This is a genomic window from Nitrosomonas nitrosa (assembly GCF_003051105.1).
GTDB lineage: Bacteria > Pseudomonadota > Gammaproteobacteria > Burkholderiales > Nitrosomonadaceae > Nitrosomonas > Nitrosomonas nitrosa.
This window is the reverse complement of record NZ_QAOO01000006.1, coordinates 93817-105942: the sequence shown is the minus strand read 5'-3', so window position 1 is coordinate 105942 and position 12126 is coordinate 93817. Positions and strand designations below refer to the sequence as shown.

Below are 12126 nucleotides of genomic sequence, written 5' to 3'. Positions count from 1 at the left end.
ATAAATAACTTCACAAGTAATTTTATAGCTTTTATATAACTTCTATACTTTAAGGGGCTTTAACGGCAAAAAAAGATGCGGCCTTTATCAGATTTTTAATTTGTATATTGCACTAAATAGTGGATGATCCCTTCTGGCAGTCGCATTACCCGGTCAAGGCATGGGGCTGCAAATGCGGCGTGATGCAATTGGATGAAGACACGCTGGATGAGCTGGGTTTGAAACCTGCCGAACCGCCGCAGGAAGAAACCTACACCTATATCAACAAGCGCACGGGCGAAGTGCAACGCATCCCGAAAGGGGTTGACCCCAGCTTCAACTATCCGCCAGGAGGGCGATTGGCAAATCTGAATAAGATGCTGGCTGACAAGATCGATCGCCTGCCGGATGATTTAAAAACAGCGGCAAATGAGCGAATCAAAAAAGCGGGGTTTTAAGCGGTTTTCTGTGTTACTGGCTGCTGTGCCCTTACTTGAAAATTTTACCCGCGTTAACTGGGCGTTAAATCGCGTTTAATTGCTATTTGTGGATAGAAGCTTAGGCTTAGTTTGACAATCGATGCTACCAGAATCTGATCTGTCGTCAGAGATCAACCCAAACTAGGTGGTTACAGATAGTACAGAATTTGTTTTTAACAGAGATAACGCCATCCATAACCGTCCCTCTTAAGCTGCGCTTCTTCGTCGCATAGCTTAGGGGGGGCGAGTTTATGATCTTGTTATGTGTGATTCTGGTGAACATAAGCTAGCCAAAAGGGATGATGTTATTTTTCGTAGCGATGCCGTAACTATACTTCACATTTTCTGTTCGTCTTTGACTAGTTGGAAATTCATGCACCTGAACTGGAAACCCTGTAATTGGCCGAATCCGCCTGTTGCAAAGAAATGCAAGTATAAGCTCGACAATATCTACTATCGTACTGATAATCTGACTCATTAAATTAACAACAGGCATCTGTGGCTGCGGGGTTTTTGGGTGGATAATTTCAATTAACGGCGGAAGCAGTTGATTATCCGGATTTATGTCGAAGTCTGTAGTAATGATTTTTTGTTCTGTTCTAGGATGTTCTACGCAATTTCTAGCGTTCCTGACAAGCTGTAGAAAAGGCAGTATATTTGCTAGTACTTCACCAAAATTATCGATCTGTGGACTTTCAGCCTCTACCTCTTTTTTCAAACCTTCCCAATGACCTTTGCCTACTTTGGAAAAAAATATTTTGGTGATTTTGAATAAGCTATCTAGCGCATGATCTGATTTTTGGAAAAACTCCTTGCATTTGTTGGTAATTCCAGTTACAGAAGGCAATATAACTGAGCGATCTTCTCTTATTTTTAGATCGTATTTCTCAAATTCTATGCGTTGAGAATCACTAAACGCCTCTAATAACTCTTTAGCACTGGCAATATTCTGAGCGATTTCTAGAACCAGGGACATCGCACGATCTACGTCAATTTCTTTTTTCAATATTTCCTTTTTCAGAAGTTCATGACCAGTTAGCAATACTGAACCAACCCAAGGTTCGGCTGAGCCATACGATAAAACTCGTTGGATAGCATTTGGTACATGTATGTTTTTTCGCTCAGGATCTGTTTGGTCAGCGAGCTTGATTTCGTAGATGCCTTTTTCTTTAACGGTGAACAGCCTATCGCCAAACGTTATCATTCCAGTGATCGCGCTATCATCATCTGGGGTTTTTACTTCTAACGATACTGCTCCGTCTCTAAGACGATCAATTGGTCGTTTATTACTTTTATCTTTATTACACATAGCGTTTAAACTCAGCCGCCGCTTTCAGCGATCGGCTGGGGTGCCTTGTTAATGCCTACAATGCATCATTTAAGTCAACTTTTAACCCTGCGACTTTTAGCTCTTTAGTCAATTTAAGACGCCATGCTCCTGCTGCATCAATGTCGATACATAGCACACCGAGAAAATCAGATGGTGCTTCCACCTTTCCTTTTCTCAAAACGCATACTCGATTTCTTCCTATTTTTGCTGCCATATAGCCAAGTTCGACTAGGACGTTTTGCCGTGCACGTGGCTGAAAGCTTTCTGGCGAAGAAGCGCTAGCACCTATGTCATCTGGGGTAAATAAGACTACTGCATATGCAGCATTAGTATGCTTTTCCAGTTTTTCAATTATCGTTTGTCCTTCATTCGCTTGCTCATGTAAGATTACCGCGTTTAGGCCAAGTTTTTCGATGAATCTTGCTGTTGATTCCTTTGCTTGTTCATCATGCCCATGCACAACAAAAACATTGCCAATGTTTCCAGCTACAATATCACCCTTTGTGTTTTTAACCTCTTGCTCTTTAAAAAGCAGATCATGTGTATAGTCTTTCCCTGAGGATAATGGCAATAGCCTACGATCGGTAGCCAAGTCAGCGATGTTCGATCTTCTCATTTTTTCATTGTGCTGTTCTGCATAGTATGATTTCGGTTGCGGAGTATTTGTTATCTTTATCTTTTGAATGTCGTCAATGTTTTTAACAATCATGCCATCAACTGTAAAAGCTCGCCCTGAATGCCAGGGCTTTACTATCTGCTGATTGAGCTCATCGAAAGTTAGATCATTAAAGACTGCAGACCTGTCTTTCTTTTTGCCACCACCGACCAACTCTACATGGCAATGCCAGTATTTCTCCGGCGCATCGTCGAATTCTTCCATATGGTTCCTGAACCTAATTTACTCGTGAGTCCTATAACTTGGCTCTGGGGTTGCATGGAGCAAAGCGTAATGCAGTCAGTCCCTAGCAGCCACTTATTATGTTTTATCTCGACTATCGACACAAGCTGCAATGAATAGCTTGCCTAGTTCAGAGACTGTAGCGTAATTTTTTTCAAATTGGGTCTTGTGTTCTTCCAAAGCATTTAGTTCTTCTTCGATTTTCTTAATTGCCGGATCTTTCAATATCCGATCATATATACCCTCGGCAACCAATTGTTTGTTTCTTGGAATATTAATTAAGCCTAACCTTTCAAGGTTATTGAGATATGTTCCCGTTAGTTCACAATGCTCGCATCCTGCATCAAAGCCAATAGTCGTTACAAAAGGGCGTAATAGGGGAGAGGCCACGGTTTCTAACGAAGCTCTGATAATTCTGGAAACAATCGTAGTCTGTCCCCTATTCTGCCCCTAGGAAAATTGATGCCACTGCCGTAATACTAAGGAAAACTGGGAGTAAATAACCCAATGCTACCGGACTAAGCACTAACAGCTTAACTGGATACCAAATCAATAGTTTAAACAGACCTGCAGCTTTAGCGCCAAGGCCCGGATGATACTCCCTTTGATTCATAACCCGCTCATAGTCACCCATAACAGCCTGATTTTCATAGTGGGGTTGGGCAACATTTTGATACTCACCAGATACTGCTGAAATTCCATTGCGAATAAAGACCTGGATGTAAAGCAAATTAGCAATTACAAACCATGCATAGAGTACTGGGTTTAGCCATCCCGCATCGCTTGGCACTGCACGCCCAATAACCGGTAAAGTCGCAACAGGCTGCTCAAACCAATTCTTAAAATTGATAAGAACTGCAATTATTGCGAGATGAAGACCTGTAATTCTCAGCATTCAATATCCTATGGTGCGCCCTAGAGCATATCAAGTAATTATATAGTTTCCGCATATCTTCTATACTTTTGATATTAACGACAGCAAAACCGCAAAGTTTATTAGGTTTGCTAACTGTATATCACCTGATATGGAGCAATATACAGTTCTGGAGAAGAATTATGGCAGCACTAGCTGCCCATCTCTTTATGCTCCCCATTTGACTGATTTATCGATCAGGTGCTAATCTGTTTTAGGCTATCTCTCTGATTTAAGGAGGAAACACTACCTCCTTAATCCCCCTCAATGCTGCCGGTACCATGGCAGCATGAATCGAAAACGCTCCCAATCATTCAACCCCTCTCACGGCATCGCTGCGTGCGCCATCTCGGTCACCGCTGCGAATGAGATCCAGCTATTCCCCGCCGGGAAATTCCGCGCGCTAGATGGCCGTCCGCATGACGTGCCGCATTGGTTTATCGATGCCGCCCTGGCGGCACAAATCATTGCCGAGTTTGAAGCGCGCGCGAACCGCACGGTGGTGGACTACGAACACCAAACCCTACTCACTGCACAAAACGGCCAACCCGCCCCGGCTGCAGGCTGGTTCGGCAAGCTGGAATGGCGAGAATCCGGCCTCTATGCCATCGATGTGGAATGGACGGAACGCGCCACCCAAATGATCGAGGGCGGCGAATATCGTTACATCTCCCCTGTTTTTGCTTACGACAAGAAGACCGGTAAGGTCAAGCGGCTGCTGCATGCCGCATTGACCAACAACCCGGTGCTCGATGGCATGGATGCCGTTGCCGCTTCTCAATATCAACTTCTTAACACGGAGAAATTATCTATGAACGAATTGCTCGAGCAATTGCGCTGGCTGCTCAACATGCCGGTGACGGCGACGGTGGATGAAGTGGTCGCCGAGCTGCAGAAAGCCATCGACCAGTTGAAAGACAGCAATCCTGCGATTGCCACCAAGGCCGATTTCAATCTGGTGGCGCTGGTGCAAAGCCTCAACAGCGAAATTGCCTCCCTCAAAGCGGCTGCTAATCATCCTGATCCATCCAGCTACGCCACACCGGGTGCCGTGGCGGCCACGCTCACCTATTTAGACGGCGCGGATGGTGCGAAGACCGTCAATGTTCGCTGCAAGAAAGCCATCAAGTGAAAAAAACCACGGCATAATCAACGGGTATTTAGCAGCCTAGCGGACGATTGACTGAACCAACGAAGCGGCCTAATAAAGTTTGTTCCATTGCTAAACATCGATTTGTCTATTCATGGTCTACAACGATCATTCGCTTCCCTGTCGGAATGGGTAGAAACACCCGCAGGGATCTCAGCCCAAATCCAAGGACATAAACCACAGGATGTGCGCTGAAAGCGTTACATTCGACGCCTACTGGTTCTACTGAGGATGTGGCATAGCAAAATAGAAGTCTTGATATTGTAACAAGCAAGAATCAATTTCATACCCGATCAAGCCACTTTGCGGTTAGCAAAATGATCATTAAAGTAATGGTGCGCATCGCTTCATATTGATAAGTGTTAGTTTACAATATACACTCTATAGATGATTAAGACTTTTCGCCACAAAGGACTTGAGACCTTTTTTAGGACGGGAAGCAAGGCAGGTATACAACCAAGCCATGCTGGAAAACTACGAATATTATTGACCGCATTGGACAACGCAAAGCGACCGGATGATATGAACGCGCCAAGCTGGAAATTACATGGATTGGCTGGCGATCATTCTGGTCACTATGCCGTACGGGTAACCGGGAACTGGCGCATGACTTTCACTTTTGAAGGCGAAGATGCCGTTTTAGTCAATTATCAAGATTACCATTAGGAGAATTTACCCATGAGCAGAATGCACAACCCAGCCCATCCAGGCGAAGTATTGCGGGAGTGGCTACCAGAAGAAATGACGGTAACGCAAGCAGCAAAAGAATTGCAAGTTTCCCGTGTCACCCTTTCCAAAGTGCTGAACGGCAAGGCAGGCATTACTGCTAGCATGGCGCTGCGTCTTTCATCATGGTTAGGCACAACCCCTGATGTTTGGTTAGGAATGCAAACACAGTGGGACTTATGGCAGGCAGAGCAGCAACCAAGACCCAAAATTAGACCACTGGAAAGATTGCCTGTCTGATTCTCTGGTTCAGCGAACCTCTTAAAAAGAGAGACGACACAGCAATGCACAAATCGGGCAGCTTAATCAGCTATTTTATAAATCTCGACTCGATTGATTGACATTACGTTTACGTCAATTTCAAGAATATCTCCAGCTTCAAAAGTAGGTGACATCGAATCACTTGGCGCAATCATGGTTGCGATGTTGGTTGTATTCATTTTTCCAGTCCTTTTGCTGATTGCCCCACTTGCACAAGCATGCCATTCACCGCACCGGGCTTCAACGCTTCTTCCTTGGCCTCAGAAAAACAAATAATGTTGCGAGTGAAAGACCGACAGCGCGCAACCGGTTTGCGTGTAGAGATTGAATGCAACACAACGCAAGCACTTAACGTAGGCGTGGATGGGTTTCTTGCTGGTGTCACTCGCAAGTATGACTGAAATATTTTCCATGCAGCCCCACTTAGTATTGAAAAAATTTCCTACTATTTTCCTACATGGAGACTATAAAAGAAAAAGGCACTTAATCATTTTCTGATTAAGTGCCCAATTTTATTTGGTAGGCCGTGCGCGATTCGAACGCGCGACCAACGGATTAAAAGTCCGCTGCTCTACCAGCTGAGCTAACGACCCAAAGCACGACATTATATCAATTCATACAGCAATATAAAATACCCAATCGCCTATAAAAAGCACAGACATAAAATCAATTTTCTAACAAACCGAATCAGGCGCTGATTCCATCTCCAGCCATGGAGACAATTAATAAGCTAAGCATAAAATTTTAGCCGTTAAATAAAGCCGAGAAATCAGAATGATTTAACGCTTTTTCATGACTGCTGGTTCGATCCGAGCCTTCGGATTGCCTGCGCGTTACTCCATGAAAAGACCTTCTCTGCGGCTTCTTGCCACGGCAACCAAATACTGCTCAGATGTTCACGCGCTGCGATGGTTATGGGAATAGCACTGGGCACTTTCAACCCGAATACATGCTCGGTGTTATGCGTGACGCCGGGCGGATAACGCCAGCGCCATTCCTGAAAAATTTCGTACTGGTTTTGTATATGCCAGTCAGTCAACTCAAAATTTTCCGCATCGAGCCCAGTTTCTTCCTTAACTTCCCGGGTCGCGGTATCGAACAAGGTTTCCCCCTCATCCTGGCTGCCCGTAACCGACTGCCAGTAGCCTGGATGATCTGCGCGCTCCAGCAATAACACCTGCAGATCGGCCGTGTAAATGACGACCAAAACGGAAACAGGTTTTTTGTAAGCTGGCACAGCCGGAATTTACAATTTTAGGTGGCTATCGCTCCAGAATTACGTAGTCGAATATGCAATTCTCGGAGTTGCTTCTCCTCAACTGCGCTGGGCGCCTGCGTCAGCAGGCATTGCGCTCGCTGCGTTTTCGGGAAGGCAATCACATCGCGAATTGAATCCGTGCCAGACATCATGGCAACGATCCGATCGAGGCCGAATGCAATGCCACCATGCGGAGGCGCCCCATATTGGAGCGCATTGAGCAGGAAGCCAAATTTTTCGTTCGCCTCTTCATCCGAAATATTCAAAGCTTGGAACACTTTCGTTTGTACCTCTTGGCGGTGGATACGCACAGACCCCCCCCCAATCTCCACACCATTCAATACCATATCGTAAGCCTTGGAAAGCGCTTTGCCAGGATCGGTCGCCAGCAAGTCTTCGTGCCCCTCCGCCGGTGAGGTAAACGGATGATGGAGCGCCTTCCAGCGATTATCTTCGTCATCCCACTCAAACATCGGAAAGTCAATCACCCATAATGGCTTCCACTCGGAGCTAACCAATTTGCGATCATGCCCGATCTTGACTCGCAACGCACCCAAGGCATCGTTAACGACTTTGGCTTTGTCAGCGCCAAAAAATATTAGATCGCCTGCTTGAGCGCCCGTACGTTCGATGATGGCATTGATCACGGTTTCCGGTAGGAATTTTAGAATAGGCGATTGCAATCCTTCCATGCCTTTTTCCAAGCTGTTGATCTTGATATAGGCCAGCCCTTTTGCGCCGTAAATGGCAACAAAATGCGTGTAATCATCAATTTCCTTGCGGGAGAGTTCTCCACCCTTGGGAACACACAATGCAGCTACGCGCCCACCTTGCTTTTGCGCGACATCACGAAAGACCTGAAAAGGGACATCCTGCATTAAATCAGTGAGTTCTGTAAAAGCCAACGGTATGCGCAAATCCGGTTTATCGGAGCCGTACTTGAACATCGCTTCCTCATGACTCAAGCGAGGAAAAGGAGCGGGCAAATCGATACCGATAGCATCGCGGAACAAATTGCGGATCATTTCTTCCATCAATGCCATGATCTCATTTTCACTGAGAAAAGAGGTTTCGATATCAATCTGAGTAAACTCGGGTTGTCGATCTGCACGCAAGTCCTCGTCACGAAAACAGCGAGTGATCTGATAGTAACGATCGAACCCAGATACCATCAGAAGCTGCTTGAATAATTGGGGAGATTGCGGTAATGCAAAAAAATGACCGTCATTGACGCGTGACGGAACCAGATAATCCCGCGCGCCTTCAGGCGTGGATTTGGTCAAGATCGGTGTTTCGACATCGATAAAGCCTTGCTGATCGAGGTACGAGCGCACTGCCATGGTGACTCTGTGACGCAAACGCAAATTTTTTTGCATGGCAGGCCGGCGCAAATCAAGATAGCGATACTCCAAACGTATCGCTTCACTCAAATTCTCTTCATCCATTTGAAAAGGCGGTGTAAGCGATGGATTAAGGATTTCAATCGAATTCACCAGCACTTCGATCTCACCCGTGTGAATGGTCAGATTGACCGTTCCTTCAGGGCGGTGGCGTACTACGCCGGTAATTTTAAGCACATACTCATTGCGAATTTTTTCTGCAACATGAAAAGTAGCTGCATTTTCAGGATCACAGACGATTTGCACGATACCTTCCCGATCGCGCAAATCGATGAAAATCACACCACCGTGATCGCGTCGACGGTGAACCCATCCACAAAGAGTAACCGTTTGATTTAGATAATGAGTATTAATGGCGCCACAATAATTAGTACGCATATTGTTATTTGTTTTAGTTCAAGAATAGAAAAACACCTATGGACCTACTGCATTAACCTCAGTAAAGGAAAATATTCAGCCCAGGTGTGTGCGTGTCCAAGTCGGTCGCCATGCCAATCAACAGTGATGTATATCCCTATCGCACTATTCTGCTGTTGCAGGAGATGGGGCAGGGCTTTCTGTTTTGGATTCCGATTTAGATTCGGTTTTTGATTTGGCTCCCGATACCGGTTTGTTTTTAAAATCTGTAACGTACCAACCACTTCCTTTCAGTTGAAAACCAGCTGCGGAAATCTGTTTAATATAATCATGGCTACCGCATTCAGGGCAAAGCTCGATCGGTGCATCGCTCATTTTTTGCAAATGTTCTTTTTCTAGGCCGCATGATCGACAAATATATTCGTAAATAGGCATCTTGGTCTCCATTAATCTTGAATGGAAAAAGCAGTATTATACTTTAACCATTGCGTTCGATTGATTTGATAATTGGGAAAAATGTTTTGATCAGCACTCAAAACAAACAGCGGAAATAATATATAGATTCAAGGCGTTTTTTAAAGAGCCCAGACTTCTCCTTACACTTGTTTTTTTAACGCTCGTTTCTCCCATATTTGTCTTCAAAGCGAACGATATCGTCTTCTCCCAAATAAGAACCGGATTGAACTTCGATCATCTCGAGCGGTAAGCGGCCCGGGTTTTCCAAACGGTGGCGAATACCCAGTGGAATATAAGTGGACTCATTTTCGCTGACGAGATAACTGCTCTCATCGCGCGTCACTTTTGCCGTTCCCCGCACGACGACCCAATGTTCTGCACGGTGATGGTGCATTTGTAAGGATAAAGCCGCGCCCGGCTTGACCACGATGCGTTTTACCTGGAAACGCTCTCCCGCATCTACCGCGTCATACCACCCCCAGGGACGATAGATTTTTCGATGCAACAACACCTCAGTACGGCCACTCTGTCTCAAAGTATCGACGATCTTCTTCACATCCTGCGTTCTATCTTTGTGTGCGACCAAGATAGCATCCGGCGTTTCAATCACGGCCAAATCATCTACACCGACGCAGGCCACCAGCCGATTCTCAGAAATCACCAGTGTATTCTGGCATTCATGCAGCAACACGTCGCCACGCGTCACGTTTCCGGAGGGATCTTTGGGCAATACCTGCCAGAGTGAATCCCAAGCACCGACATCAGACCACCCTACCGAAAGCGGAATAACCACACCAGCAGGCAATTCGCTTCTATTCTCGGCAAGTTTTTCCATGACGGCATAATCGATGGAATCATTCGGACATAGCATGAATGCGGTCTTGTCTACTCGCAAAAAATCACCATCCACGGAGCCTTGATCCCATGCCGCACGACATGCAACCAAAATATCCGGATGGCAATGTTCGATAGCCGATAACCAGACTGAAGCCCGCATCATGAAAATGCCACTATTCCATAAATACGAACCATCATCCAGATAAGCCTGCGCTGTCGCCAAATCAGGTTTTTCAACAAAGCGGGCGATACGAAAAGCGCCTTCGGCGGCCATTGCCTTACCCGATTGGATATAGCCATAACCGGTCTCGGGTGCATCCGGGGTAATACCAAACGTAATCACCGCACCTTCTTCCGCAAGCCCCATACCTTTGCGCACACACGCTTGAAAAGCGGAATTATCCACGATGACATGATCGGACGGCATGACCAGCAAAACGGGATCGGCTGCATTACGGATCGCAGCCAAAGCAGCCAGCGTCAATGCAGGAGCGGTGTTTCTTCCCGCAGGTTCCAATAAAATATTGCATTCTTTGCCAATAACCCTGAGTTGTTCGGCTATCACGAAACGATACTCCTCATTGCACACAATGAGAGGTGCCTGGATCTGCACCCCCGTCAACCCATCCAAGCGGCGCACCGTTGCTTGTAGCAATGTATCATTGTTTACCAGAGACAGCAGTTGCTTAGGATATCGTTCACGCGAAAGTGGCCATAAACGGGTGCCCGATCCACCGGAAAGCACTACGGGAACTAACGATTGCATAATTATTCTCAATTCCTAACGATTAAAGTGATATCAAACTGACTGATCACGATGTCAAACAATTTTGTTTCAATTGCGATGAAGCTCGGATACCAGCACGTCGACGATACGCTCCGCTGCCTTTCCGTCCCACAATTGCGGCCGACGCCCCTGCTTACCTTCGCCGCGCAAAATTTTATCCACTTCGGCGGTGATCCGGGCAGGATCCGTACCAACCAATGTGTTGGTACCTTCCTCAACCGTGATGGGGCGCTCGGTATTCTCACGAATCGTAATACATGGCACGCCCAAGGCGGTCGTCTCCTCTTGCAATCCCCCGCTGTCCGTCAATACAACAGCAGCATCCTTCCATAAATCGAGAAAAGGCATGTACGCTTGCGGACCGACCAATGCAATATTCTCCCCAAGATCGATACCAAATTTTTTCAAATTATCACGTGTTCTGGGGTGGGCCGGAAAGATCAAGGGCAGCTCTGCAGAGATTTCTTTCAACGCCTTGCTGATCCGCGAAAAGACTTCGATATCATCCACATTACTAGGGCGATGCAAAGTTATGACGCCATAGCGTTTTGCGCGCTTGGTCTGCGCCGCTTTGAATTCGCTCGTCTCGGAAGCCCCTAACTGGGTTTGAGCTAATTTATTGATTTGATAAAGCAGATTGTCAACCATGACATGCCCGACATGGTGAATGGCTTCTTCGGGCTTCCCTTCCCTGCGTAAATGAGTGATGCCGCTTGGCTCCGTCACAAAAAACCAATCTGAAATACTATCTGTAACCAGTCGGTTGATTTCTTCCGGCATCTTTATATCGCCACTACGCAAACCCGCTTCCACATGCGCAACCGGAATATGCATTTTTTTAGCGGTAATAGAGCAGGCAAGCGTCGAATTGACATCCCCCACCACAACGATCGCGTCAGGGCGTTCTTCTTGGCAATATTCCTCAAATGCCAACATGATCTTAGCTGTTTGCTGAGAATGGCTGCCCCCGCCTGCCGCCATGAAAATATCCGGTTCAGGAATCCCGAGCTCCTCGAAAAACACCTCGTTCATCTCGCGATCGTAGTGCTGCCCCGTATGAACAATTCGATAGGCTAAATCCCCACTTTCCTGCAAAGCTCTTACAATCGGCGCGATCTTCATGAAATTGGGCCGAGCACCCGCAACGAGATAAATTTTCTTTTGCATTGTCATCCTCACTTCCACCAATAGATTGAGATTGGCGATGATTGTAAATCATATAGTGTTAAGTTCAGGCGAGAATTCGGTCAATTTTGCGAGTTTATTTGCAAGAATCATTCGCTCTAGATTTTTTA

15 protein-coding genes and 1 tRNA gene are annotated in these 12126 nt (G+C 46.1%); 5 read left to right on the top strand and 11 right to left on the bottom strand.

The features are described 5' to 3' along the window. The first annotated feature begins 119 nt into the window (after window positions 1–119). Window positions 120–437, top strand: a complete 318-nt coding sequence (locus C8R30_RS04640; protein ID WP_107789655.1) for a hypothetical protein — start codon at window positions 120–122, stop codon at window positions 435–437. 307 nt (window positions 438–744) lie between these two features. Here C8R30_RS04640 and C8R30_RS04635 read toward each other — a convergent pair whose 3' ends face one another. The 4 genes from C8R30_RS04635 to C8R30_RS04620 all read right to left on the bottom strand — a co-directional run bounded on the left by C8R30_RS04635 (window position 745) and on the right by C8R30_RS04620 (window position 3581). Further along, window positions 745–1767 carry a hypothetical protein gene (locus tag C8R30_RS04635; RefSeq protein WP_107789654.1) on the bottom strand — a complete coding sequence of 341 codons (1023 nt, stop codon included), beginning with the start codon at window positions 1765–1767 and terminating at the stop codon, window positions 745–747. Between the two features lie 55 nt (window positions 1768–1822). Further along, on the bottom strand, window positions 1823–2668 hold the full coding sequence (locus C8R30_RS04630; protein WP_107789653.1) for a TIR domain-containing protein: 846 nt from the start codon (window positions 2666–2668) through the stop codon (window positions 1823–1825). 96 nt (window positions 2669–2764) lie between these two features. Continuing rightward, a complete protein-coding gene (locus tag C8R30_RS04625; RefSeq protein ID WP_181258700.1) occupies window positions 2765–3076 on the bottom strand; it encodes an Abi-alpha family protein in 312 nt (103 codons plus the stop codon). A 49-nt stretch (window positions 3077–3125) separates the two neighbouring features. Next, window positions 3126–3581: a hypothetical protein gene (locus C8R30_RS04620; protein WP_107789651.1), complete on the bottom strand. Its 456-nt coding sequence runs from the start codon at window positions 3579–3581 to the stop codon at window positions 3126–3128. Window positions 3582–3888: 307 nt separating this feature from the next. On the opposite strand from C8R30_RS04620, the gene C8R30_RS04615 reads away from it, so the two are divergent. The 3 genes from C8R30_RS04615 to C8R30_RS04600 all read left to right on the top strand — a co-directional run bounded on the left by C8R30_RS04615 (window position 3889) and on the right by C8R30_RS04600 (window position 5715). Next, complete coding sequence (locus C8R30_RS04615) at window positions 3889–4731, top strand: phage protease (protein ID WP_107789650.1); 843 nt, start codon at window positions 3889–3891, stop codon at window positions 4729–4731. Between the two features lie 405 nt (window positions 4732–5136). Then, the gene (locus tag C8R30_RS04605) at window positions 5137–5415 is read left to right on the top strand and encodes a type II toxin-antitoxin system RelE/ParE family toxin (protein ID WP_090671024.1); all 279 of its coding nucleotides are present in this window, start codon (window positions 5137–5139) and stop codon (window positions 5413–5415) included. 12 nt (window positions 5416–5427) lie between these two features. Beyond that, a complete protein-coding gene (locus C8R30_RS04600) occupies window positions 5428–5715 on the top strand; it encodes a HigA family addiction module antitoxin (protein ID WP_090671020.1) in 288 nt (95 codons plus the stop codon). 62 nt (window positions 5716–5777) lie between these two features. On the opposite strand, the gene C8R30_RS15820 is transcribed toward C8R30_RS04600, so the two are convergent. Further along, window positions 5778–5915, bottom strand: a complete 138-nt coding sequence (locus tag C8R30_RS15820; protein WP_181258699.1) for a hypothetical protein — start codon at window positions 5913–5915, stop codon at window positions 5778–5780. 96 nt (window positions 5916–6011) lie between these two features. On the opposite strand from C8R30_RS15820, the gene C8R30_RS16375 reads away from it, so the two are divergent. Then, window positions 6012–6137 (top strand): hypothetical protein, encoded by a 126-nt coding sequence (locus tag C8R30_RS16375; RefSeq protein WP_258191932.1) that lies wholly within the window; start codon window positions 6012–6014, stop codon window positions 6135–6137. A 116-nt stretch (window positions 6138–6253) separates the two neighbouring features. Here the strand turns inward: C8R30_RS16375 and C8R30_RS04595 are convergent. The 6 genes from C8R30_RS04595 to wecB form a co-directional block, all read right to left on the bottom strand. Further along, window positions 6254–6329: transfer RNA gene (locus tag C8R30_RS04595), tRNA-Lys, on the bottom strand. Window positions 6330–6526: 197 nt separating this feature from the next. Then, a complete protein-coding gene (gene nudB / locus C8R30_RS04590) occupies window positions 6527–6973 on the bottom strand; it encodes a dihydroneopterin triphosphate diphosphatase (RefSeq protein WP_107789649.1) in 447 nt (148 codons plus the stop codon). A gap of 17 nt (window positions 6974–6990) precedes the next feature. After that, complete coding sequence (gene aspS / locus C8R30_RS04585) at window positions 6991–8772, bottom strand: aspartate--tRNA ligase (RefSeq protein ID WP_107789648.1); 1782 nt, start codon at window positions 8770–8772, stop codon at window positions 6991–6993. A 144-nt stretch (window positions 8773–8916) separates the two neighbouring features. After that, window positions 8917–9186 carry an FmdB family zinc ribbon protein gene (locus C8R30_RS04580; protein ID WP_107789647.1) on the bottom strand — a complete coding sequence of 90 codons (270 nt, stop codon included), beginning with the start codon at window positions 9184–9186 and terminating at the stop codon, window positions 8917–8919. A 175-nt stretch (window positions 9187–9361) separates the two neighbouring features. After that, a complete protein-coding gene (locus C8R30_RS04575; protein WP_107789646.1) occupies window positions 9362–10810 on the bottom strand; it encodes a mannose-1-phosphate guanylyltransferase/mannose-6-phosphate isomerase in 1449 nt (482 codons plus the stop codon). A 69-nt stretch (window positions 10811–10879) separates the two neighbouring features. Further along, window positions 10880–11998 (bottom strand): non-hydrolyzing UDP-N-acetylglucosamine 2-epimerase, encoded by a 1119-nt coding sequence (gene wecB / locus C8R30_RS04570; protein WP_107789645.1) that lies wholly within the window; start codon window positions 11996–11998, stop codon window positions 10880–10882. Window positions 11999–12126 lie beyond the last annotated feature (128 nt).